This is a genomic window from Erwinia sp. TECH1 (genome assembly GCF_054057575.1).
The window spans coordinates 231,417-255,475 of record NZ_JBSRZK010000001.1 but is presented as its reverse complement, the minus strand read 5'-3'; the positions used below and the strand labels follow the sequence as shown (position 1 = coordinate 255,475).

21 protein-coding genes are annotated in these 24,059 nt (G+C 55.9%); 13 read left to right on the top strand and 8 right to left on the bottom strand.

What is annotated here, in order from left to right; translation table 11 throughout:
- Nucleotides 1–396 precede the first annotated feature (396 nt).
- The 4 genes from ACVWZ0_RS01165 to ACVWZ0_RS01150 all read left to right on the top strand — a co-directional run bounded on the left by ACVWZ0_RS01165 (nucleotide 397) and on the right by ACVWZ0_RS01150 (nucleotide 4,602).
- Nucleotides 397–2,328, top strand: coding sequence for a PTS mannitol transporter subunit IICBA (locus ACVWZ0_RS01165; RefSeq protein ID WP_253456662.1), 1,932 nt, complete (start codon nucleotides 397–399; stop codon nucleotides 2,326–2,328).
- A gap of 87 nt (nucleotides 2,329–2,415) precedes the next feature.
- Nucleotides 2,416–3,564, top strand: a complete 1,149-nt coding sequence (gene mtlD / locus ACVWZ0_RS01160) for a mannitol-1-phosphate 5-dehydrogenase (protein WP_253456664.1) — start codon at nucleotides 2,416–2,418, stop codon at nucleotides 3,562–3,564.
- Nucleotides 3,565–3,629: 65 nt separating this feature from the next.
- Nucleotides 3,630–4,169, top strand: coding sequence for an MltR family transcriptional regulator (locus ACVWZ0_RS01155; protein WP_253456667.1), 540 nt, complete (start codon nucleotides 3,630–3,632; stop codon nucleotides 4,167–4,169).
- Nucleotides 4,170–4,239: 70 nt separating this feature from the next.
- Nucleotides 4,240–4,602 carry a YibL family ribosome-associated protein gene (locus ACVWZ0_RS01150; RefSeq protein WP_253456670.1) on the top strand — a complete coding sequence of 121 codons (363 nt, stop codon included), beginning with the start codon at nucleotides 4,240–4,242 and terminating at the stop codon, nucleotides 4,600–4,602.
- A gap of 32 nt (nucleotides 4,603–4,634) precedes the next feature.
- Here the strand turns inward: ACVWZ0_RS01150 and ACVWZ0_RS01145 are convergent, their stop codons facing one another.
- The 5 genes from ACVWZ0_RS01145 to sodA form a co-directional block, all read right to left on the bottom strand.
- Nucleotides 4,635–7,019 (bottom strand): autotransporter outer membrane beta-barrel domain-containing protein, encoded by a 2,385-nt coding sequence (locus ACVWZ0_RS01145; protein WP_253456673.1) that lies wholly within the window; start codon nucleotides 7,017–7,019, stop codon nucleotides 4,635–4,637.
- 438 nt (nucleotides 7,020–7,457) lie between these two features.
- On the bottom strand, nucleotides 7,458–8,519 hold the full coding sequence (locus tag ACVWZ0_RS01140; RefSeq protein ID WP_253456676.1) for a sugar ABC transporter substrate-binding protein: 1,062 nt from the start codon (nucleotides 8,517–8,519) through the stop codon (nucleotides 7,458–7,460).
- Between the two features lie 8 nt (nucleotides 8,520–8,527).
- Nucleotides 8,528–9,532 (bottom strand): ABC transporter permease, encoded by a 1,005-nt coding sequence (locus ACVWZ0_RS01135; RefSeq protein WP_253456679.1) that lies wholly within the window; start codon nucleotides 9,530–9,532, stop codon nucleotides 8,528–8,530.
- Nucleotides 9,529–11,034 (bottom strand): sugar ABC transporter ATP-binding protein, encoded by a 1,506-nt coding sequence (locus tag ACVWZ0_RS01130; RefSeq protein ID WP_253456682.1) that lies wholly within the window; start codon nucleotides 11,032–11,034, stop codon nucleotides 9,529–9,531. The genes ACVWZ0_RS01135 and ACVWZ0_RS01130 overlap by 4 nt, the downstream gene beginning before the upstream one ends.
- A gap of 1,503 nt (nucleotides 11,035–12,537) precedes the next feature.
- Nucleotides 12,538–13,155: a superoxide dismutase [Mn] gene (gene sodA, locus ACVWZ0_RS01125; protein ID WP_253456685.1), complete on the bottom strand. Its 618-nt coding sequence runs from the start codon at nucleotides 13,153–13,155 to the stop codon at nucleotides 12,538–12,540.
- A 278-nt stretch (nucleotides 13,156–13,433) separates the two neighbouring features.
- Between sodA and ACVWZ0_RS01120 the strand changes: the two genes are divergently transcribed.
- The gene (locus ACVWZ0_RS01120; protein ID WP_253456688.1) at nucleotides 13,434–13,856 is read left to right on the top strand and encodes a hypothetical protein; all 423 of its coding nucleotides are present in this window, start codon (nucleotides 13,434–13,436) and stop codon (nucleotides 13,854–13,856) included.
- A gap of 54 nt (nucleotides 13,857–13,910) precedes the next feature.
- Here the strand turns inward: ACVWZ0_RS01120 and ACVWZ0_RS01115 are convergent, their stop codons facing one another.
- Entirely contained in the window at nucleotides 13,911–14,936 is a 1,026-nt protein-coding gene (locus ACVWZ0_RS01115; protein ID WP_253456692.1) for a LacI family DNA-binding transcriptional regulator, read from the bottom strand.
- A gap of 313 nt (nucleotides 14,937–15,249) precedes the next feature.
- Between ACVWZ0_RS01115 and ACVWZ0_RS01110 the strand changes: the two genes are divergently transcribed.
- Genes ACVWZ0_RS01110 through alsE form a run of 4 tightly spaced genes read left to right on the top strand, consistent with a single transcriptional unit; the run spans nucleotide 15,250 to nucleotide 17,973 of the window.
- On the top strand, nucleotides 15,250–15,711 hold the full coding sequence (locus tag ACVWZ0_RS01110; protein WP_253456695.1) for a PTS sugar transporter subunit IIA: 462 nt from the start codon (nucleotides 15,250–15,252) through the stop codon (nucleotides 15,709–15,711).
- Nucleotides 15,708–15,974 (top strand): PTS sugar transporter subunit IIB, encoded by a 267-nt coding sequence (locus ACVWZ0_RS01105; protein WP_253456698.1) that lies wholly within the window; start codon nucleotides 15,708–15,710, stop codon nucleotides 15,972–15,974. Before ACVWZ0_RS01110 ends, ACVWZ0_RS01105 begins: the two co-directional genes overlap by 4 nt.
- Before the next feature lie 32 nt (nucleotides 15,975–16,006).
- Nucleotides 16,007–17,269 carry a PTS ascorbate transporter subunit IIC gene (locus ACVWZ0_RS01100; RefSeq protein WP_253456701.1) on the top strand — a complete coding sequence of 421 codons (1,263 nt, stop codon included), beginning with the start codon at nucleotides 16,007–16,009 and terminating at the stop codon, nucleotides 17,267–17,269.
- 23 nt (nucleotides 17,270–17,292) lie between these two features.
- Entirely contained in the window at nucleotides 17,293–17,973 is a 681-nt protein-coding gene (gene alsE / locus ACVWZ0_RS01095) for a D-allulose 6-phosphate 3-epimerase (protein WP_253456703.1), read from the top strand.
- A 106-nt stretch (nucleotides 17,974–18,079) separates the two neighbouring features.
- Here alsE and ACVWZ0_RS01090 read toward each other — a convergent pair whose 3' ends face one another.
- A complete protein-coding gene (locus ACVWZ0_RS01090) occupies nucleotides 18,080–19,420 on the bottom strand; it encodes an aspartate aminotransferase family protein (RefSeq protein ID WP_253456706.1) in 1,341 nt (446 codons plus the stop codon).
- A 160-nt stretch (nucleotides 19,421–19,580) separates the two neighbouring features.
- On the opposite strand from ACVWZ0_RS01090, the gene ACVWZ0_RS01085 reads away from it, so the two are divergent.
- A complete protein-coding gene (locus ACVWZ0_RS01085; protein WP_253456709.1) occupies nucleotides 19,581–20,357 on the top strand; it encodes a DeoR/GlpR family DNA-binding transcription regulator in 777 nt (258 codons plus the stop codon).
- 58 nt (nucleotides 20,358–20,415) lie between these two features.
- A complete protein-coding gene (locus tag ACVWZ0_RS01080) occupies nucleotides 20,416–21,078 on the top strand; it encodes a hypothetical protein (RefSeq protein WP_253456712.1) in 663 nt (220 codons plus the stop codon).
- 1 nt (nucleotide 21,079) lies between these two features.
- On the opposite strand, the gene fdhD is transcribed toward ACVWZ0_RS01080, so the two are convergent.
- On the bottom strand, nucleotides 21,080–21,895 hold the full coding sequence (gene fdhD, locus ACVWZ0_RS01075) for a formate dehydrogenase accessory sulfurtransferase FdhD (RefSeq protein WP_253456715.1): 816 nt from the start codon (nucleotides 21,893–21,895) through the stop codon (nucleotides 21,080–21,082).
- Between the two features lie 555 nt (nucleotides 21,896–22,450).
- Between fdhD and fdhE the strand changes: the two genes are divergently transcribed.
- Both fdhE and ACVWZ0_RS01065 read left to right on the top strand, forming a co-directional pair.
- Nucleotides 22,451–23,377 (top strand): formate dehydrogenase accessory protein FdhE, encoded by a 927-nt coding sequence (fdhE, locus tag ACVWZ0_RS01070; RefSeq protein WP_253456717.1) that lies wholly within the window; start codon nucleotides 22,451–22,453, stop codon nucleotides 23,375–23,377.
- A 42-nt stretch (nucleotides 23,378–23,419) separates the two neighbouring features.
- Entirely contained in the window at nucleotides 23,420–24,028 is a 609-nt protein-coding gene (locus ACVWZ0_RS01065) for a glutathione S-transferase (RefSeq protein ID WP_253456720.1), read from the top strand.
- Nucleotides 24,029–24,059: the final 31 nt, after the last annotated feature.

Below are 24,059 nucleotides of genomic sequence, written 5' to 3'. Positions count from 1 at the left end.
TCGGCTCAACAGCCCGTATCAGCCACAGACCATTTCGGCTCATCAAATCTTTTCAGCCACAGACAATATTAGCGGTTGCCCAGCCGCTGTAAATAAATTGTGAACCACATCACGTATCAGGCATAAAGTCCCGAAAACAAAGTGTGATATCAATCACATAACACTCCCAGGCAAGCCCATTTAATAAACAGCATCAGCCTGTTTTTTGTCCTTTATGTGATCGGCTTCACGTAAAAACCCCCTGTTCACCGCGCTATGTGGTGATAGAGATCACACTTTACCCGGTGGCTACGCAGCGCTGCGGACGCGTGCTAGAGTCCGCCTGCACAGGGCAACGTTTTAAACAAAAATCAGCGCGCTCTCTTGTCGGCGCGTACCAATAAGGGGTGTGCTTGTATGTCCTCATCAGATATCAAGATTAAAGTGCAGAACTTTGGTCGCTTTCTGAGCAATATGGTAATGCCAAACATCGGCGCCTTTATCGCCTGGGGTATTATCACGGCGCTGTTTATTCCAACCGGCTGGCTGCCAAACGAAACCATGGCCAAGCTGGTTGGCCCAATGATCACTTACCTGCTGCCGCTGCTGATTGGCTACACGGGCGGACGCCTGGTCGGCGGCGATCGCGGCGGCGTAGTAGGTGCCATCACCACCATGGGCGTGATCGTCGGCGCGGATATGCCGATGTTCCTCGGCTCCATGATTGCCGGGCCGCTGGGCGGCTGGGCGATCAAGAAGTTCGACCGCATCGTTGACGGCAAAATCAAAAGCGGCTTCGAGATGCTGGTCAACAACTTCTCTGCCGGTATTATCGGGATGCTGCTGGCGATCCTGGCCTTCCTGGCTATCGGCCCGCTGGTGCAAGGCCTGTCGCATATTCTCGCCGCTGGCGTGAATCTGATGGTGCAGAATAACCTGCTGCCGCTGACTTCCATCTTTGTTGAACCAGCGAAAATCCTGTTCCTGAACAATGCTATCAACCACGGCATCTTCTCGCCGCTGGGCATTCAGCAGGCCAGCGAAGCCGGCAAATCTATCTTCTTCCTGATTGAAGCTAACCCAGGCCCCGGCATGGGCGTGCTGATGGCCTATATGTTCTTCGGTCGCGGCAATGCTAAACAGTCCGCTGGCGGCGCGGCTATCATCCACTTCCTGGGCGGTATCCACGAAATCTACTTCCCTTATGTGCTGATGAACCCGCGCCTGATTATCGCCGTAATCCTGGGCGGCATGACCGGCGTCTTTACGCTGACGCTGCTGAACGGCGGCCTGGTTTCTCCGGCCTCTCCGGGTTCTATCCTGGCGGTGCTGGCGATGACGCCAAAAGGCGCGTACTTTGCGAACATTGCTGCGATCGTAGCGGCTTTTGCCGTCTCTTTCGTGGTTTCCGCTATCCTGCTGAAAACCAGCAAGGTGAAGGAAGAGGATGATATTGAAGCGGCAGCGCGTCGCGTCACTGAAATGAAGGCGCAGTCCAAGGGCCAGACCGTGTCCACCGCCACGGCCACCGATGCCATGAACGGCGACCTGAGCCACGTGCGTAAAATCATTGTTGCCTGCGATGCCGGTATGGGCTCCAGCGCCATGGGCGCAGGCGTGCTGCGTAAAAAGGTCAACGATGCCGGACTGAGCAATATTTCCGTGACCAATACCGCCATCAACAACCTGCCGGGCGATGTGGATCTGGTGATTACCCACCGCGATCTGACCGAGCGCGCGATACGCCAGGCGCCGCACGCGCAGCATATCTCGCTGACCAACTTCCTGGACAGCGGCCTGTATACCGACCTGACTTCGCGTCTGGTGCAGGCAAACCGCAGCGAGGGCCACCGTGAAAAAGTGACCGCCGCGCTGAGCGACAGCTACGACGACGGCGAGCAGCATCTTTTCAAATTGGGCGCAGGCAACATCTTCCTCGGCAATCACGCTACCGATAAAGAGCAGGCGATCCGCTTTGCGGGCGAGCAGCTGGTGAAGGGCGGCTACGTGGAGCCGGAATATGTCGATGCGATGCTGGATCGCGAGAAGCTCACGCCAACCTATCTGGGCGAGTCCATCGCCGTGCCGCACGGCACCATCGAAGCGAAAGATCGCGTGCTGAAAACGGGCATCGTGTTCTGCCAGTATCCGCAGGGCGTGCGCTTCGGCGAGGACGAAGAGGATATCGCTAAGCTGGTTATCGGCATCGCGGCCCGTAATAATGAGCATATTCAGGTGATTACCAGCCTGACCAACGCGCTGGATGACGACAGCGTCATCGCCCGCCTGGCGACCACCAATGACGTGCAGGAAGTGCTGGATCTGCTGTCAGGCAAGCCGTCAGCGTAAGCGCACCGGATATTACCCTAGGGCCGGGCATGCCCGGCTCTTTTTCGGGTCGGGCCTGTCCGGCCTTTCATTAATATGGGAAAAATTATGAAAGCTCTTCATTTTGGCGCCGGTAATATCGGTCGTGGTTTTATCGGCAAGCTGCTGGCGGACGCGGGCGTACAGCTCACTTTTGCCGACGTTAACCAGGTGGTGCTGGATGCGCTGAACGCCCGTCACGAATACCCGGTGCACGTGGTAGGCGAGCAGGCGCAGGTAGAAATCGTTAAGGGCGTCAACGCGGTCAACAGCGCCAGCGACGAGATTATTCCGCTGATTGCGGAAGTGAATCTGCTGACCACGGCGGTCGGCCCGCAAATTCTGGAACGCATCGCGGGCGGCGTCGCCAAAGGGCTGGTGCAGCGTCATGAAAGCGGCAACGCGCGCCCGCTGAATATTATCGCCTGTGAAAATATGGTGCGCGGCACCAGCCAGCTGAAAGACCACGTGCTGAAAGCGCTGCCGGAACAGCATCACGCCTGGGTGGAAGCGAACGTCGGCTTTGTCGACTCGGCCGTGGATCGTATCGTCCCACCGTCCGCCGCCGGCACCACCGATCCGCTGGAAGTCACGGTAGAAACCTTCAGCGAATGGATCGTCGATAAAACCCAGTTTAAAGGCGAACCGCCTGCCATTGCAGGCATGGAGCTGACCGATAACCTGATGGCATTTGTCGAGCGTAAGCTTTTCACGCTGAATACCGGCCATGCGATTACCGCCTATCTGGGCCAGCTGGCAGGCCACGCAACCATTCGCGATGCCATTCTGGACAAGAAGGTGCGCGCCATCGTTCAGGGCGCGATGGAAGAGAGCGGCGCGGTACTGATTAAGCGCTACGGCTTTGAAGCGGCGAAACATGCCGCCTATATCCAGAAAATTTTAGGCCGTTTCGAGAATCCTTATTTGCAGGATGATGTGGAGCGAGTGGGACGTCAGCCGCTGCGCAAGCTGAGCGCGGGCGATCGCCTGATCAAGCCGACGCTGGGCACGCTGGAGTATCAGCTGCCGCACGACAATCTGGTGAAAGGTATCGCCGCCGCCCTGCACTACCGCAGCGATCAGGATCCGCAGGCGCAGGAGCTGGCCGAGCTGATTAACCGTCAGGGCGTGCAGGCCACGCTGGCGCAGGTTTCCGGCCTGGAGGCCGAAAGCGAAGTGGTGAAGGCGGCGGTCGCGGCCTGGAACGAGATGGCGTAACGGCAGGCCGGGCCAGTAGGCGGCCCGGCTTTTCCCGCCACGTTGAGTACGGTTTTACGGATAAAATGATGCAGGCTCTGATGGAAAAACCCCAGGCTTTTGAAAATCGGGTGCTGGAACGCCTGAACGCCGGCCGCACGGTCAAAAGCTTTTTCGCGGCGGCCGTCGAGCTGCTGGGCGAAGCGATCGATCTGTTGGTGGTACAGGTGTTCCGCAAGGATGACTATGCCGTAAAGTACGCGGTAGAGCCGCTGCTGTTGGGCAACGGCCCGCTGGGCGAGCTGTCGGTTCGGCTGAAGCTGGTGTATGGTCTGGGCGTGATCGGCCGACATGAGTACGAAGATGCCGAGCTGCTGCTGGCGCTGCGTGAGGCGCTGAACGACGACGGCACCGACTACCGCTTTACCGACGACGAGCTGCTTGGCCCGGTTGGCGAGCTGCACTGCGTTGACGCGCTGCCGCCCCGCCCCGATTTCAGCAGCGCCGATGCCGAACTGCGCGCCATGCTGCAACAGCGCTACCAGCAGATGGTACGATCGACGCTGGTGCTGTCGCTGACGGCGCTGATTTCCCCTATCGGCACCCGTCAGGCTTTCAAAAAGTAACCCGCGCTTCCTGCTCTTCCCTGCGCTTTCGTGTATCCTTGCCCCATGATCCACTCTACGGTTAATGATAATGAAAGAACAAATCCAGGCAGAAATTAAAATGCTCAGCGACAAGCTGGATGCCCTGACGCGTAAGGAGCCGCTGCTGCTGGAATCCGGCGATGCGGAAAAACTCGGCGAGCTGCTGAAAGAAAAAGAGAAGCTGGTTATCGAGCTGGAACGCCTGCGCGGCGCACGCGAAGAGAAGCTGAGCAAAGAGGCGCAGAAGCTGAAACAGCTGCCTTTTAACCGTGCCATCACCAAAAAAGAGCAGGCCAATATGGGCGCGCTGAAGAAAAGCGTACGCGGCCTGATCGTGGTGCACCCGATGACCGCGCTGGGCCGCGAAATGGGACTGACCGAGGTAACCGGCTTCGCGAAAGCCGCTTTTTAATCCTCAGGCGGGCGCCAGCCGCGCCCGCTTTCTTAAAACCGCCAGTTAACGCCAGCCGTCGCGCTCCACGGCGATTCAATATGACGTCCCTGCATATAACCTGCGCTAACGTGCAGCGAAAGCGTTGATGACAGCGCCGCTCTGACCCCTGCCTGATAAACGCCCCGGCTGCCGCTCAACTCGTTTTTGAAAGACTCGCCGTTTATCCTGACGCGATTTTTAGTCACCGTTTCCCTTTCCAGGCCGATGCTGGCCCAGGGATGCAGCAGCGTTTCCCTGACCTGTATCGCATACTCCGTTCTGACGCCGACAGCGCCCGTCAGCGATCGCTGCGGCCCGATGCGCGCCTTCATGCCGTTATTCAACGACAGCGTGCTGCTGTTGCTCGTAAAACCGGTTACGCCGATCCACGGCGTGACTTTCGCCGCCCCGACCAGAAAGTGTTTGCCCGCCCTGATGCCGGTGCCGATGCCCGTGGTATTAAAGCTGCCGTTGGCCGCGCCGCCGCTGGTCATGCGCGCGCGCACCTCGTGCGTAAAGCGGTTGAGCTTGAGAACGCCATCCAGCCAGTAACCGGTATCATGCTGCCAGCTGCCGTAAAACCCGCCGGACCAGCTGTCGATATCCGCCTTGCCAATCCCTTTGCCGCGAAAACGCATATCGCTGTGACCATAGCTGAAGAATACGCCCTGCCACGCCGCGCTTTCCGCTCCCTGCTGCGCCCGATCGATGCCGATAGTCAACGAGTTGAGGCTGAGCCGATAATCCGCGCCCGCCTCGTTGCTGACGTTCAGTCGACCGTTGCGCACCGTGCCCCAGACATTATGGTCATGTTCAGGCGAGTCGCTATTGGCAAGGCGCTCGCTGAGCGTTTCCAGCTCCTGACGGAATATCAGCGGATCGACGGTCGCTACCGACAGCACCGCCGCTGCGGCAGGCGTAATGACATAGTCAGCGGGCGGCGACGGCTCTACGGCCGCCTCCTCTCCGGACGTCCCGTCCTGCTCGTCTGGCGTCACATCCGGCTGGTTATCAGGTAAAACGTCCGCCTGATTATCCGGCGCGTCTTCATCCTCTGTCGGCGCGTCCGTTTGCGCGTCGTCAGCCGGGGAAGGTTTTTCCGCCTCCTCATCCGAATCTGGATCTGGATCGTCTTCGGCCTCCGCTTTATGCGGCGTCAGCGACCAGCCGCCCTGGCCGTCAGCAATCAGATAATATTGATAAGTACCCAGATCCACGACCTCACCGCTGTTCGCCAGCGCAAACGTCGCGTCGCCATCGCCAATCTGGACAACCTGAAGGCTGTCGCTGTGGGTTGGGCTGACGCCGTTGTCGATCACATAAAGCGCGAAATCACCGGTCGCGCGGCCCGTCACCGTCAAAAAATCGCCCTGCAAGGCGGAAATTTTCGTATCCATCAGAAACGTGCCGCTGCCGGACAGCGTTTTCAGGGTCAGCGTGGAATAGCCTTTGGGATCGTAAATAACCGTGCCGCCTGCCAGGGCGACATCGCCCAGGGCAAAATAATACTCGCCGCTAAAGGAAGCGTTACTGGAAAGGTAGACCGAGCCGGACACGTGATAGCTCGCCTTATCCGTATCGGCGCCGGTAACGATAATAAGGCGCCCTGCGTCATTTACCGTAATATTCCCCTGTAATGAGGACAAAACTTCAGGATTGATATTATTAGGCGTAACAATCAGCGAGCCATTTATGGTGGCATTATTAATAGTCCCGGAATTCAGATTTCCATATCCATTGCTGTTTATGGTTAAATTTTCCGAGTAGGCCTGCCGGGTGCCGCCCAGAAAGTACGTCCCGCCATTGATAACGGTATCAATATCGCTGCCTTCAACATTGACGAAATAGCCGCTGTTTAGCGTTGTATTTAGCGTTTTCCCGGTCTCCATCCAGAAACGTCCGGCATTAACAGTGGTGTTTTTCATTACCGAACTGGAACCATCCATATAAATATGGTCCAGCTTACCGGCATTAATCGTCCAGCCCTCCGTCTGCACATAATTATTAATAACAACAAGCGCAGCGCTTTCAATCAGCGCGTTATTCGACAGGGCGTAGCTGTTCGCCTGGCCCGCCAGCAAAAAGGCGCCGCCCGATTTTACCGTCGTCGCGCTATCCTTACCGCCGTTGTTTTGTAACTTCCCACCGTTGTTCACCACGGTACTGTCAGTGACGCCGCCAGCGTTGATTATCTGCACACCTCCGGCATCGATAGTGGTATGCATAGTGGTCCCGTATACCTGCTGCGTGCTTTCCCCATCGGCACTGCCGATGATTTCGCCCTCCACCAGCACGCCAGCGGCGACGTTTTCCGTAAACGCCACGGATACCTCAGGAAGCAGCAAAAGGATGAACGAAGCCGCGACACCTGATAATATCGATTTTGTCGTTTTCATGATTGCTCATTTTCCATCAGAAAATAAAATGAATGAAACGACGCGCGGTATGTGTTGACGCACATACCGCTTCCCACCCGCTTGCTACCGGCCAGAATGTTTCATTCGATTGTTTTAACGCTACAAATTAACCGTAAATACTATTCATAAACCCCCACTCTTATCCTTATATAAAAGAAAGATAATTTCCTGATATGCGCGATATAATCACCCTGAAACAAAACAAATTAAAGACATCCGCCTATCACAGAGGAAACTTTATTTTAACAGAGTATCTTTATACCAAAACAGGGCGGAAAGAAAAGCGCGCTTTTACGGCGTTTATTTTCGGAGAAAAAAGATAAGATAAGAAAAAGAAAGGAGATTAACGTCATTACCAGGAAAACTCCTGGCAATTTTTATCGTAAAAAAACCCGCACGGGCGGGCTTTTATCGTCTTTATTTTTTCGCCTGCTGTGCCGCCAGCGTGGTAAACCACGGTGCGACGAAATCGGTTGATTCACCCCAGCCAGCAATAAGCTTATTCAGCGTGGCGACATTCACCGCCTGTCCGGCCAGCTGCTCCTGCGTGATAGCCGATGCCTTGAACTGATAAGTCGCGGGCGTTGCTTCGCCTGCCAGCTTGTTCGCTATCAGCCGCATATTGACCGCGCCAATCAGTTTGCTGTCCACCGCGACCGTCTGCTTCCAGGGGCTGTTTTTCTCTCGCATCAGCTGGAGATCCTGGTTAGAGGCATCGATGCTGTAGAGTTTGATCTCGGTCCGGCCGTTTTCCTGGAGCGCTTTATAAGCGCCCTGGGCAAAAGCGTCCCAGGCCCCCCAAATCGCGTCAATTTTGCCTTTAGGGTATTTAGCCAGGATCGCGCCCACCTTGTTCGCGGTATCGCCCTGCACGTCAGAAGAGACCGCGCCGATAGATTCCAGCTGATGGATGCCCGGATTGGCCTGCAGCACTTTTTCATAGACCACCTGACGGCGCTCCATGGCCGGAAAGCCCGCGACCCACAGCTTGACGATATTGGCTTTACCGCCGCTGTCTTTCACCAGGCGATCGAGCGAAAGCTGCGCCAGCGACGCGTCATCCTGCGCGGTCACGGTTACGCCCGCTATCGGCTGATTAACCGGCGTGTCGAACACCGACACTTTAATGCCCGCATCGGCAATACGCTTTACCAGCGCCGTTGCGTAGGGATCTTTGCCGTGCGACAGAATGATGCCGTCATACTTCTGGCTGATGGCCTGCTCCACAAAATCCTGAAAGCGGGCGTCGTCGCCGTTGCTCAGAAAGGCGCTGACCTTAAAGCCCAGCTGGCGGCCCTGCTGGATAGCGCCCGCGACAAACTGGGTGGTGTTGTCGTCAGATCCCAGATTGCGGATCACCGCCACGCGAACGGGGCCGTTATGGCTGGCGATAGCGGCAGGCACCGCAGCCGTATCGGCAAAGGCGGTAGTGCTGGCCAGCAGGCTGACGGCCAGCAGTGAAAGCGTTAATTTTTTCATCGTTATCCCTACGCCTGGCGGCGCTGAATGTAAGTGATTGCCAGCGCAGCGGCCAGCACCAGACCTTTGATAATATCCATGGCGTAATAAGGCACGGAAAGCATGACCAGACCGTTTTGCAGCACGCCGAGGATCACCGCGCCCAGCAGCGTGCCCAGCGCATTCGGCTTGCCGGAGCCGGCCAGCGACAGGCCGATCCACGCCGCCGCAACGGCATCCATCAGATAGCCGCCGCCGGCATTCACCTGCGACGAACCAATGCGCGAAGCCAGCAGAATGCCGCCTAGTCCCGCCAGCAGCGAGGCGAGCACGTAAGCCAGTACGCGATAGCGATTCGTGCGAATGCCGGAAAGCCGCGCCGCTTCCGGGTTGCCGCCGATGGCATACATGCGGCGGCCATGCTTTGTCAGCGACAGGCCAAGCTGCGCCACCACGGTAACCACCAGCATAATGATAACGATGGTTGGCACCTGGCCCAGTAGCGAAAAGTCCGGCGGCACGATCCCTTCGGCCATCTCGCCGCTCGGCATCACCATATTCTCCGTGACAGAGCCGCCGAAGCTCCAGGTCATCGCCACGCCCTGCACGATAAACAGGCTTGCCAGCGTGGCCAGCATATCGGGAATTTTCAGCACTACGATCAGAAAGGCGTTAAACAGCCCGACCAGCGTGCAGAGCAGCAGCGTCAGCGTTATCGCGGCTGTCGGGCCAAAGCCGTACCAGACAAACAGCGAGATCACCAGCGAGTTTGCCAACGATGCAGTAGATCCCACGGAGAGATCGAAACCGCCGATGGTCAACGAGATCGAGACGCCTACGGCAATCACCGTCACAATGGCGATGGCGCGCAGAATATTGATGATATTGGCTGGCTCCAGAAAGCTGTCCGAGGCCAGGCCGAAGGCGGCGATCAGCGCCACCACCGTTAACAACATTCCCCATTTATAAAGGAATTCAAACAGCTGGTGACGCAGCCCAGGCGTCGCCTTCAGGGAAAGTTCTTTGCTGCTCACGCAGGGGTTCCTCCGGTGGAATAAAGTAAAAGCGTTTCTTCATCAGCCTGACGCGCATCCATCTCCGCCACGATTTTACCGTCCCACAGCACGCAGATGCGGTCGCATAGCCCTACCAGTTCGGCAAACTCCCCCGAGGCGTAAATAACCCCTTTTCCCTGGCGGGCCAGCGCGTCGATTAGCGTGAAGAGATCGGTTTTGGCCTTGATATCAACGCCCTTGGTTGGCTCATCAAAAATCAGGACGTCAGCGTCGTTGCGCAGCCATTTGCCGATGGCCACTTTCTGCTGATTACCGCCGGAAAGACGGCGCAGGGATTGTTCCGGGCCGAGAGTGCGCACGCCCAGCTGTTGAATAATCTCTTCGGCCCAGCGCCAGGCCTGCCGGTGACCGAAAAGCCCCCAGCGGGAAAAGCTGGTGTCCGCGCTGATGCTAAGGTTCATTGCCACCGACTCGTCGATAAAAATGCCCTCTTTGCAGCGCTCCTCCGGGATCAGCGCCATGCCGTTCGCTACCGCAGCGGAAGGCGAAGTGGGCCGCCACGGTTTGCCATGCAGCTCGCCCCGGCCGATGCGGCTTTTGCTGGCGCCGAACAGCGCTTTGCACAGCTCCGTTTTTCCCGCGCCCGCCAGGCCGGCGATACCCAGGATCTCTCCCTTGCGCAGCGTTAAAGAGATATTGTGCAGCAGCGCGTCGTCGTGCAGCGCCTCGACATGCAGCAGCGTTGCGCCGTTGCTGGCCGGACGACGCGGCGGATAGATATCCGCCAGCTGGTGACCCAGCATCTTTTCCACGATTTGTTCGCCGCTCAGCGCGCTCATCGGCACGGTTTCAATCAGGCGCCCGTCGCGCAGCACCGTAAGCCGATCGCAAATCGCGCGCAGTTCGTGGATACGGTGGGAGATAAACACTACGCCGATACCGCTTTTTTGCAGGCGGCGAACCACCGCAAACAGGCGTTCGCTTTCATGCCGATCCAGCGGCGCAGTGGGTTCATCCAGGATCAAAAAGCGGCAGTGATGGGAGAGCGCACGGGCCAGCAGGATTTGCTGTTTCTCCGCCAGCGTGCAGCGATCGATGCGGCGATTGACGTCAATATCCACCTCCAGCTGTGCCAGCAGCGCGCGAGCCTGGCGACGGATAGCACGCCAGCGATAAATTTGTCCGCCTTCGGCCAGGCGATCCAGCATGATGTTTTCCGCCACGCTGAGCGTGGAAACCAGCGCCACATCAACTTCCTGCTGCACCAGATGAATGCCCAGCTTCTTTGCATCACGCGGAGAACGAATCGATACCGGCTCGCCATCCAGCAGGATATCGCCGCTGTAATGCTCATGGGCACCCGACAGCACGGCCATCAGCGTTGATTTTCCTGCGCCGTTAGCGCCGGTCAGCGCATGAACACTGTGGCCGTCAAGGCGAAAGTCAACGTCGGTCAGCGCGGCAAAACCGCCAAAAGCGATGGCGATCTGCCGCATTTCAAGATGGTTCACTGCGGTCATAGCGAGCGCTCTCTGAAGGGTAAGCTGCCTTATTTTTTAATGGATTATCACGACAGGCAACGAACGAAAGGAGATAAGCTAACACGAAATGTTATTAGCCATCCAGACGCCCAGCCATTTAAGCGGTTAAAACCAGCGGCATCCCGTTACGCAGCATGAACAGAGGTAATCAGAAGATTAAGCAGGGTTTCGCTCGGTCAGGACGGCGAGGAAAAGTACAGAAAAGAAAAAGGTGAAAACAAAAGACCGCCAGCATCCAACAGGATCGGGGAAACAGACGCAGGTCACCCCATCAGCCGTCGCTGGCGTACATTCGCCAGTCATTGCGGCAACCGCAGTATGGACGCACCGTTAACAGTAAAAGAATTTTAATGATGGTTTTCATATAGCCGCGCGTTCGTTTTTCAGAAAACGGCGAGTAATTTCGGGCAAATAGCAGCCAGGCTATATCCACTGGTTACTTAACAAGGCGTATTAATTCCGCCTTGAATATGGCCGCAGTTATCCAGGATTATTTACAGAACTTTGGATAACCGCGGCCTCTCTATAGCTTCAGGACTTGTGGTGTCTTAAGTTATCAGGGGCGAGATCCGGAATCGCCAGGATAAACGCAACCATATCCGGGGACATAAATACCATCAGTACCACACTGACCAGCTTTATATTGCGTTTGAGATGAAGACACCGTGGCATATGACAAGGTTGATACCCCAAAAGACAGACATGCACCGAGTAACAATAATTTTACTAATTTCATATTTCCTCCAGAGTTTAAAGTACCTAAAATCAATAAAATTATTAGCATAATAAGTATGAACAGTGTCTAAACACTTGCCTGATACCACAATTAGGCGAAGGGCTTTATGCTCGGTTGATAAAATCCAGATCACCTTTATTCTTCTTTAATAACAGCGACTTACTTATATTATTATTTTATATCTGTCAAAAGGGCACCGAACAATGTTCTTATAAAGTGGCGGACTTACTGTAAAAAATGAAAAATCGAGATGGTGCAGGAAGCTATTGTTTGTAGCAGTTGAATGTACGCTCCGTATAGGCTAATTTCTGTGTTAACAGATTAAATTCCTTAACAACCATTTATTTTAACAGGCGTTAATCTTACGTACCATCTGGTAAATGCATAGCTTTTATGCCGATAAAAATTATGATATTGCAACGCATCAGCCATTTTCATACAGCCGTCCCTTTTTTAACGAGATAAGGGACGAATGCCAGTTACAAAAGCTTAATTTTTAATATCGTCTTAACAACAGCAGATTAAAACCTCCTTAAAAAAAGTTCCTGTCACAAAAAAAGGACGATTAATAATGGCGCTTCAGGATCAAATTAACGCCGCTCTTAATAAAAAATTAGAAAGCAGTCAGGCAAGAAAGGCTGGCGGGGGATTTTTACGGCAAAAAAATACCCCGCTAACTTAGCGCCAGCAGGGTATTTATCAGACGCTTAGCCTACAAACGCCTGTCGTTTTCGTCCGGAACGGGCTTATTTAGCCGCAGCGAAATTCTCTGCCGCCACGTCCCAGTTAACCACTTCCCAAAACGCTTTGATGTAGTCAGGACGTTTGTTCTGATATTTCAGGTAGTAAGCGTGTTCCCACACGTCCAGGCCCACGATTGGGGTACCGGAAGCGCCAGCGATCGCTTCGCCCATCAGCGGGTTGTCCTGGTTAGCGGTAGAGACTACAGCCAGCTTGCCGTCTTTCTTAACCAGCCACGCCCAGCCGGAGCCGAAACGGGTAGCGGCCGCTTTTTCAAACGCTTCTTTGAAGGCATCAACGCTGCCGAAATCTTTTTCGATAGCCGCTTTCAGCTCGCCGCCCAGCGTGGTGCCGGTTTTCAGACCTTTCCAGAAAAAGCTGTGGTTAGCGTGGCCGCCCGCGTTGTTACGCAGTACGGTTTTCTTATCGGCAGGCACCTGATCCAGTTTGGTGATCAGCTCTTCTACCGGCAGGTCAGCGAACTCGGTGCCTTCCAGCGCGGCGTTCGCGTTGTTCACGTAAGTCTGGTGATGTTTAGTATGATGGATCTCCATCGTCTGCTTGTCGAAATGCGGTTCCAGTGCGTCGTATGCGTAAGGCAGGGATGGCAGTGAATAACTCATGTTCATCATCTCCATTGGTTTTTTTGGCAGCACGTCCCGATGGAGTGCCGCGTAAGCAGTCGGATCATTATAGTTAAATTAATGATCTGGAAAAGGGTTATCAATGCCCCGGTCTTTATAAGGTTATTATAGACAGCACGCCGGTGAAGGGCGTCAGAACCTTATTGATGACCTACAGAGCAAAATGGTCTAAGCCGTTTACGCCTGACAAAACAGAGCCGACGGCTGCGGCCCAGGCAATAAAAAACAGTACCTGCATAAAAAGGAGAAGCACAGGGATGAAAAGAAAGGACTATTTAAGCTGGACGGGTATCTTTTGCGGCTCTGCGGCACTACTGCTTGTATGGGTTAGCTTTATGGCCGGGCCGTTTTCTCCCCGGGCCACGCTGGAAGGTATGCTTGCTATCAAGGCCGTAGCGATTAAACAGGCAACCTTTGCCGCGCTACAGGGAAAAGAGCTGATACCGGCAGCACAGCATTGGGATATCGACAGAATAATCGACATGGTTATCGCCATACTGTCTGCCGCCGCTATCATCTGTGGCGTTATTGGCGGCGTACTCAGAGAAAACAGGCACGCCGCAGGCGCCGCAATACTCTTTGGGATAAGCGTTGCCGCTTTCCAGTTTGCGTTACTGATGTTAGGCGGATTGCTGCTGGCGCTGTTAATCTTCAGCCTCGCCCACGGCATTTTTACCTGATTTTGGGCAGGAAAAATGTTCGTTTCGCTTTTCCACCGCCCCCCAAGCCGGGCTTTATATTTTCTCCGTGCTGGCACGAAGCTGTAGCGTTACCGGCAGCTCGTTCCAGACCGGCGGATCTTCTCCCTGTAGCGCAGCCAGCAGGCGTTTACCGGCCAGCTTGCCCATTTCGCCGTAGGGCAGCGTAACCGTGGTTAGCGGTGGCGAGCAGACGGCGGAAAGCTGTCCGCCGCCGATACTGGCTATCGCCAGCTGACTGGGTACCGCAATCCCCGCTGCGTGGCAGGCCATCATCGCGCCACAGGCTACCTCTTCTGCCGTGCAGATCAGCACGTCGATTTCGGGCCAGGTAAGCTGAATATCCGCCAGCAGCGCGTGGCCAGCGGCAAAGCCGGGCGGCAAAGGCGACGTTACGACGCGATGCGGCGACAAATTATGCGCCAGCATCCCGCTGTGCCAGCCGTTCAGCAGCTGGCTGAACAGCGTGTTGCTGGTTTGCGTGCAGAGCAGACCGGGATGACGAAACCCTTTCTCCACCAGCGCCTGTACCAGCAGCCGTACCGCTTTGGCATAGTCGACGCCCACGCTGATGCCCGCCGAATCATGATGCACGCCGCCTATGTCGATAACCGGCAGGCCGGAGTTGCTCAGCAACCGATGCGCCGCCTCCACGTTATCAAAGTTAAAATGCACCATCGCCGCAGGATTGTAAGAGAGCAACATTTCTATCAGCTCGTTCTCGCCCGCCGCAGAATGGTTGGCCTCTGCCAGCATGACGTTGTATCCCTCAGGCCGCAGTATCGCCTGTAACGCTTCCGACACCGCCGCGCAGCCTGGCGTAACGAAAGAAGGCACCACCATCGTGATTAGCTTTGAGGAAGCCGACGCCAGATTGCGCGCCTGCACGTTAGGTACGTAGCCCAGTTCGGCTATCGCCGCCTCAATCCTTTCACGAATATCGGAAGAGACTTTTTCCGGCATCCGCAGCGCGCGTGATGCGGTCATCGTACTGACGCCAACCAGACGGGCGACATCGGCCAGCGTACTTTTCCCGGTACTGCGCCGCCGTTTTTCTGCCATGCATTCTCCTGCAGCCAGCTGTTTCAACTGGACGCAGCTTAAAACCAAAAGCCCGGTCGCGCCACGTTAAAAGCGATCCTTCACCTTGTTATGCGAGGCGGCGCAGAAAGGTTGCAGGCGGCGCTCATCCTTGTTTCCCTCCGGGCCAGGCGGCATAAAGCGCCGTTGATCATGCTTCGTGTGCAGCAGAAATGTTAGCGATAACACATATTTTAACATTGCTGATGTTAGCGCTAACTTTTGCGACAACAATCACGGAAAAGCGTACAGAAAACCGCCTAAAGTGCAGGCAGACCCTTACCGGAGAGCGAACATGCTGTCGAACTGGCTTCAACCTGAAAATATTCAGCTGACCGAAAGCGTCGGCCACTGGCAGGAAGCAATCCGCCAGGCTGCCGCGCCGCTGCTGGCGCAGCAGGCTATTACACCGGACTACCTGGAGGCGATTTTCCGCTCTCATGCTAAGCTTGGCCCTTACTACGTGCTGGCGCCCGGCCTCGCCATGCCTCATGCGCGCCCCGAAGAAGGTGCGCTGAAAAACGGGCTTTCTCTGCTGCGTATTAATCAGGGAGTCAGCTTCGACAGTGCTGAAAACGATCCCGTATACGTGGTGATCCTGCTGAGCGCCGTCTCCGGCGAAGAGCACATCAGAATGATCGGCGAACTGGCCGGTTTGTTCAGCGACGACTTCCGTCTACAGCAGCTGCTGTCGGCGACCACGCTGTCGGCCCTTACGGCCGCCGTTAGCGATCCCTCTCTGGAGAAAACCTCATGAAAAAAGTGCTGATTGTGTGTGGCAATGGTTTGGGCAGCAGCTTTATTGTCGAAATGAACGTGAAAAAAATCCTGGCGGAACTGGGAAAGACGGCGGAGGTCAGCCATACGGATTTAACGACCGCGCGCTCGGAACCGGCAGATTTAATTTTAAGCGCCCAGGATATCGCCGATCGGCTTGCCGATCACGAGGCGCAGGTATTTGGCCTGAGCAACCTGCTCGATAACGCCAGAATTAAAGAGATCCTGGCCGAGCACTTATAAAAACGCGGCAACTCAAACGCACGGAGTCGTTTATGCTTCAGTTTATTATTAATGACGTTCTCGGAACGCCAGCGATTTTGGTCGGCCTTTTTTCCCTGATCGGCTTATTGCTGCAAAAGAAAGCTTTTTCAGAAGTCATTTCCGGCACGCTGAAAACCATCATGGGATTTTTAATTCTGATTGCCGGCGCTAACCTGATTGCGACAACGCTGACGATATTCAGCCAGCTGTTTGAGCACTCTTTTAATATTCAGGGCGTGGTGCCCAACACCGATGCAATGGCCGCGCTGGCGCAGAAAAGCTACGGCACGGCTACGGCGATGATTATGGTGTTTGGGATGCTGATTAATATTCTGCTGGCACGCATTACGCCGCTGAAATATATCTTTTTAACCGGCCACCATACGCTTTATATGTCTGCGATGCTGGCGGTGATCCTGTCGGTCGGCGGCTTCAGCGGTTTCTGGCTGGTGGCAACCGGCTCGCTGATTTTAGGCGCGATGATGGTGATCAGTCCGGCTATCCTGCAGCCCTTTACCCGCAAGATTACGCGTTCCGATGATTTGGCGCTGGGCCACTTTGGCTCGACCGGCTACCTGCTGGCGGCGCTGGTCGGCAAGGTGGTGGGCAAAGGCAGTCCTTCCACAGAAGAGCTGAAGGTGCCGAAAACGCTGAATTTCCTGCGCGACTCATCGGTGGCGATTTCGCTTACCATGATGATCCTGTTTGTGGCGCTGGTGCTGGTGGCCGGCAAAACCTTTACCGAAAGCCAGGTCAGCGGCGGTCAGAACTTCCTGGTTTTTGCCGTTATCCAGTCCATTACTTTTGCCGCAGGCGTTTATATCATCCTGGCGGGCGTGCGGATGGTCATAGCGGAAATCGTGCCGGCTTTTAAAGGCATCGCCGACAAACTGGTGAAGGACGCTAAACCGGCGCTGGACTGTCCGACGGTGTTCCCCTTCGCGCCCAATGCGGTAATTATCGGTTTTCTGTGCAGTTTTGCCGCCGGTTTGATCAGCATGTTCCTCTGCCCGCTGTTCGGCCTGAGCGTGATCGTACCGGGCCTGGTGCCGCATTTCTTCTGCGGCGCAACGGCCGGCGTCTATGGCAACATTACCGGCGGTCGCCGTGGCGCGATGATTGGCGCTTTCGTGCAGGGCCTGCTGATCTCTTTCCTGCCGGCCATCCTGCTGCCGCTGATGGGCGAGCTTGGCTTCGCTTCCACCACCTTTGGCGATGCGGATTTCGGCGTAATCGGCATTATCCTCGGCAAGCTTATCGCTCTGTTCCATTAAGGCCGCATAACAGGAAAACTTCCATGAACGCGAAATTTTCACCTTCTTTAATGTGTATGGATTTAACCCGGTTCCGTGAGCAAATAGAGGCAATGAATGATAAAGCCGCTTTTTATCATGTCGATATTATGGACGGCAGTTACGTAAAAAATATTACGCTGTCGCCGTTCTTTATCGAGAACCTGCGCAAAATAACCGATGTGCCGATTGATGTGCATCTGATGGTTAATCATCCGGAAGATATTATTCCAATGTGCCTGGAGGCGGGCGCGGACATTATCAGTTTTCATCCCGAAACGGCGAATAACAAAATATTCCGCCTGCTGATGCAGATTAAAGAAGCGGGTAAACGCTGCGGCGTGGTGCTTAATCCGGCCACGCCCGCGGCAGCCATTATGGAATATGCGCATCTGCTGGATAAAGTTACGGTAATGTCAGTGGATCCGGGCTTTGCCGGGCAGCAATTTATTCCGCAAACGCTGGATAAAATTCGTCAGCTGATCCGGCTGCGCGAACAGCATGGCTGGCGCTACCTCACGGAAATCGACGGCTCCTGCAATGCGGCCACCTTCGGGCAGATTGCAGCTTCCGGCGTCGAGGTGTTTATCGTCGGCACCTCCGGACTGTTCAGCCTGGCGGACGATATGAACGACGCCTGGGCGCGGATGGAAGCTAACTTTTCTCAGCAGATCGCCGCTGCCTGAGCAAGCTTTCCGGCTGCCTGAAGGAGCTTGACTGCCGCCTGAGTGAGCTGTTCAGTCCATGAGTAAGCTTTCTGGCCAGCAGACGGCGCGCGGGCCGCCGCTGTGGTTAGCGCAGTACGGCCCGCAGGGAGTTATCCAGCGCGCCGACCAGCCAGTCGATATCGCTTTCCTGAAAAGCCAAAGGCGGACGCAGCTTTAACACGTTGCCGTAAGGCCCGGCCACCGAGGTCAGCACGCGGTTTTCACGCAGCTTTTCGGTGACATCCAGCGCCAGCTGTTTGTCCGGCGTTTTGCTACTCTTGTCTTTGACCAGCTCAAAGCCGATAAACAGCCCCGCGCCGCGCACGTCGCCTACGCATTCGTACTTCTCTTTCAGCGTCAGCAACTCTTTCAGCAGTTTTTCGCCCACGACGCGGCTGTGTTCCTGCAGCTGTTCTTCTTTAATCACCTGTAACACTGCCTGCGCCGCCGCCATCGCCACCGGATTGCCGCCAAACGTATTGAAATAGGGAATATCGTCGCTGAAAGCGGCCAATACGTCGCTTTTCGCCAGCAGTCCGGATACCGGAATGCCGTTGCCCATCGGCTTGCCGGTGGTAACGATATCCGGCACGACGCCGTGCCGCGCAAAGCCCCAGAATGCCTCACCGGTACGGGCAAAGCCGGGCTGCACTTCGTCGGCGATAAAGATGCCGCCGTTGTTGTGCACCACTTCAATCGCCTTTTGCAAAAAGCCTTTCGGGCCGGGCAGCACGCCATCGGAGGAGAAAATCGAGTCGGCAAGGAAGCCGGCGAATTTAATACCGTGTGCGGCCATATCGTCGATCTGCCGCTGGATTTCGTTGGCGAACCAGTCGCCCAAATCCGGCGCGGTGACGCGATAGCGATCGGGCGGCGAAACCAGGCGGGTGGTGGTGGCCAGCGGCTGGCCGGAGCCTAAAGCAGGCGAAACGCCGGAGGTCAGATCGCTGGTGCCGTGATAGGCCTCCTGGCTGACGATAATACCCGTGCCGCCGCTGAAGGACCGCGCCACACGGATAGCCAGGTCGTTCGCCTCCGAACCGGTGCACATATACATCGCCCGATCGATTTTGCCGGGCAGCGTCGACAGCAGCGCTTCCGAATAGTCGAGAATGCGCTCATGCAGATAGCGAGTATGGGTATTAAGCTGCTGCATTTGCTGATATACCGCATCAATGACCGCAGGATGGCAGTGGCCGATGCTCGCCACGTTGTTATAGGCATCCAGATATTTTTCTCCGGCGGCATCCCATAGATATTGCCCTTCGCCCCGCACCAGATGCACCGGCTTGCGGTAAAACAGCCGGTAGGATTCGCCCAGCACCCGGCTGCGTTTATCGGTAAGTTTCCGCACGTCGGCGTCCAGACCGGCGGCGTGCTCTGCGCGAAAACTGTTGGTATCCATGATGGTCGAACGTGTAGCCATGATAACTCCCGTTGCGAAAGGATGAAGGCGTGCAGCCGTCTTTTTATAATGACTCTTTTTTGTTTTAATGCAACAAAATACACATATGCAATAAAATACACATGCACGGCGATCGTTTGTCGGTTAGGCTGGTGCCCTTGTCCGGTTAAGGAACGCAATCATGCTTCAGGAATCGCGTCTGCATCGCATTCGCGCGCTGCTGGCTACGCTGGGTCATGTCAGCACCGAGCGCATTATCAAAGAGTTAGGCGTTTCACGCGAAACCGCCAGAAGAGACATTATCGAGCTGGAGGCGCTGGGCGCGGCCCGTCGCGTACACGGCGGGCTGATGTCGCTGACGGCGGAGCCGGAACCGCCGCTGACGGTGCGCAGCGAAGTCCGCGCCAGAGAAAAACGCGCTATTGCGCGTGCCGCCGCGCGGCTGTTAACGCCGGGCCAGACGCTGTTTATCGACGCTGGCAGCACCACCACCATGCTGGCGGAAGAGCTGCGCACCATGTCCGGTCTGACCATCATCACCAACAGCCTGCAGGCGGCGCTAAAACTTTCCGCTGCCGAAGAGGGCGAGCAGCTGAACAACAGCATTATTCTGCTGGGTGGTGCGATGCTGGCCGGTGCGCAGGAAACGCGCGGCGAGCTGACGGTGGCGGAAATTTATCGCTACCGCGCCGACGTGGCGATGCTGTCGCCGACCGGCATCGACAGCAAAAACGGTGCCAGCAGCTTTCATCCTTACGAAGCGGCCATCGCGCGCGCAATGGTGCATCAGGCGGCGCGATCGATCCTGCTGGCCGATCACAGCAAGCTGGGCGTGAGCAGCCGGATGCAGTATGCCCGGCCTGAACAGATCGCATTGCTGGTCACCGACAGCGGCGCGGCGGGCGTTCAGGCTTTCGCCTCGCTGCAAACGGCACTGCCGCAGGTGGTGATGGCGTAACGCTTTAAACAGACCGGCTATCTTTTAAAAAAAGTAGTGTGCAAAAAAGGGCAAATTGATGACTCAGCAGAAAATGACCTGGTGGGAGAAAACTGTCGAATACACTTTTATCCTCCAATTTCAGCGCCATTTAAAATTTCTTTCTCCATTAGAGGATTTCTATGAAAAAGGCGGCGATACAATATTTAACGATAGCAATCGATGGATTTTGATCGAATTTAAAAAAGATGCGAGCAGCGTAAATTCAGAAAAAAGCAAGTTTGGTGCCGACGCTAAAACCGCTGCCGTACGCTATAAAGAGGCGCTAAAAGCGCTTAATGAACACGACAATCATCATGTCATTATCTACGGACGTATTGGTAAAAATTCAGAAAACTCCTCCGCTATGAAAAATGGTGCACCGTTGGAACTGGTATGTCGCACCTATTTTTCTAGCAAAGCCAGGACAAATTATCCGGAAATAGTTAATCACGGCAAAAATTATCAGGATTTTTTCAATTATCTTGAGCAGTTTACTGCCTTTAAGTATGACAAGAAATCAGGCAGCAGCGGCCGGGGTCTGACCGCTGCTGTTTATGAACAGGTAGCCTGTATTGATGCCGATGGCAACGTAGCCGCCATGATGAGCAAGGATGACTTCACCAAAGGATATAACCTGACGCCTTCTTACCAACCAAAGCCGCCAGAGTTGAGGTCAAATACTTCTTCTTACACACCCTGACTCAACCAGCTATTAACCGCTGCGGATGGGTATAAACCGTGGCGCGGCCCGGCTTGCTGAAGCCGACCAGCGTCAGATTGCTGCGCTGCGCCACCTCAACCGCCAGTTTGGTCGCGGCGGAAACCGCAAAGAGAATTTCCACGCCGCACATGGCGGATTTCTGCACCATCTCGTAGCTGGCGCGGCTGGAAACCAGCACCGCGCCCTGCTGCCAGCTGGCCTGCTGACTGCGCAGGCCGAGCAGCTTATCCAGCGCCACGTGGCGACCTACGTCTTCACAGCCGCCCGCCAGATTGCCGTCTGGCGCTATCCAGGCCGCCGCGTGCGTGCAGCCGGTCAGCTGCCCAACGGGCTGGTAGCTTTTCAGCTGCAACAGCGCGCCGTCCAGCCGATCCAGCGAAAAGGTTTGGCTGAAAGGCAGCGGCTGCACGGGCTTGCCGATTTCCGCCAGCTGCTCCACGCCGCAGACGCCGCAGCCCGTGCGGCCCGCCATTGCCCGGCGCTGCGCTTTCAGCCCCATAAAACGGCGGCTGGACAGCTCTATCTGCACCTCAAGCCCGCCGCAGGAAGGCTGAATATCAATGCCGTAAATATCGCCGGGCGAGCTGATAATCCCTTCGGAGAGGGAAAAACCGATGGCGAATGCCTCGAGATCTTTCGGCGTTGCCATCATCACCACATGCGAAATGCCGTTATACACCAGCGCCACCGGCACCTCATCGGCCAGCCAGTCCTCCTGTGCCGTCTCCAGCGTACCGCGCTGCCAGACCTCAATCTGACTGACGCCGGCCATGCTCTGTTCACCCGCCTTGCTCATTTCACTCACCTGTCTTTCCCGTCACTCAAGCCGCGCCGCTAATTTTTTCGCCTGTAATTTTGAACCCGCAAGAGAACGACCGCAAAACAATAATCCGCGCAACGGTGTTTTCCGGCGGCAAAAAGCACAAAAAGAAACGGATAACCAATCGCTGCCAGGGCCTCGGGTTGCAACCGGCCTGGTGGACAGCGACGGTCGCAGACCGGAACACGGACATGCCGTAGAGGCTTTTTTGCTGCGTGCAGCAAACCGTCGTGGTTAAAAAACATCCCTTAAATTACGCTTAACAAGGAAGTTGACGAGAGCGGACGCTATAATTTTAGCCATAAGCGCATTTTTCAGGCCGCCGCAGGCGCGCAATACGCGATGCGGCGGCCCTGCTTTACCGGTAAGTTGAGCGTGACAGGAGATTGACCACCGCGCGCCATGCGGGTTTACGCCGCTTTAGAGGCGAAACAGACTATTTGAAGACCGGGTGCCCGACTACCGGGCAAAAAGTGCGGCTAATGCGCGTTCCGCCGACGATATTAGCGCGCCAGATAACAGGAATTCCTGATGACTATTCGCATAATCCCGCAGGATCCGCTGGAGAAAAGCGAAACAAAAATGGCGGAGACGATCCCGCCGTTACTTTTCCCCAGGCTGAAAAATTTGTATGCCCGCCGCGCCGCGAGACTGCGTCAGCTGGCAGAGAAAAATCCGTTGGGCGACTATTTGCGCTTTGCGGCCGTTATCGCCAGCGCGCAGGAGATAGTGCTTTACGATCATCCGCTGCGGCTGGATTTGCAGGCGCGCCTGGCGGAAGCCGCACGCATCGGCAAACCGCCGCTGGATATCAACACGCTGCCCCGCGATCCGCACTGGCAGCGTCTGCTCCATTCGCTGATCGCTGAAATGAAGCCGGAAATGTCCGGTCAGGCGCTGGCGGTACTGGAGAATCTGGAAAAAGCCTCTGCGCCGGAGCTGGAAGCCATGGCTAACGCGCTGTTCGCAAATGACTTTTCACAAATAGCCAGCGACAAATCGCCTTTTGTCTGGGCGGCGCTCTCGCTGTACTGGGCGCAGATGGCGGCGCTGATCCCCGGCCGCGCGCGCGCCGAATATGGCGAACAGCGGCAGTTTTGTCCGGTGTGCGGCAGCGTGCCGGTTTCCGGCGTAGTGCATATGGACCAGCAGGAGGACGGCCTGCGCTATCTGCACTGCAATCTGTGCGAAAGCGAATGGCACGTGGCGCGCGCGCGATGCAGCAACTGTGAGCAAACGCAGGACCTGCACGCCTGGTCGCTGGAAGGCAATCTCGCGTCCATTAAGGCCGAAAGCTGCGGCGACTGCGGCACCTATATGAAACTGCTCTATCAGGCAAAAGATCCGGCCGTAGAAGCGGTTGCCGACGATCTCGCCTCGCTGGTGCTGGATGCGCGAATGGAACAGGAGGGCTTTTCACGCAGCAGCCTGAATCCATTCCTGTTTCCGGGAGAATAACATGATAAACAGGCCATTCGGTTTTGAAGGGGAATTCGCGTAATGAAATTAATCGGCAGCTATACCAGTCCTTTTGTACGGAAAATTTCGGTCATTTTGTTGGAAAAAGGCATCACCTTTGAATTTATCAACGAATCGCCCTGGACCGACGAAAGCCACGTTCCGCACTACAATCCGCTGGGTAAAGTCCCGGCGCTGGTGGCTGGGGAAGATACCTGGTACGACTCGCATATCATCGCCGCTTACCTGGAGCAGCTGGATATCGCCCCGGCGCTGATGCCGCATGATCGGCTGGCGGCGCTGAAGGTACAGCAGCTGGAGGCGCTGGCGGACGGGATCGGCGATGCGGCGGTGATCCTGCTGCGCGAACAGATGAGGCCGCCGGAGCTACAGATGGAGAGCCAGCTGCTGCGCCAGCGCGAAAAAATCGCGCGCGGTCTCGACGCGCTGGAACAAGAGGCGGCCAAAGGCACTACGATCAACGGCGAGGCCATCAACGTGGCGGATATAGCTGTCGCCTGCCTGATAGGCTTCCTGAATTTTCGCCGCGTGATCCCTAACTGGTGCGTGGAACGGCCTGCGCTGGTCAAACTGGCGGAAAAAATGTTCCAGCGGGAAAGCTTCGCCCGCACGGTGCCGCCATCGGCCTGATGGTGAACCCGTTTACCGCCGCCCGGATAAC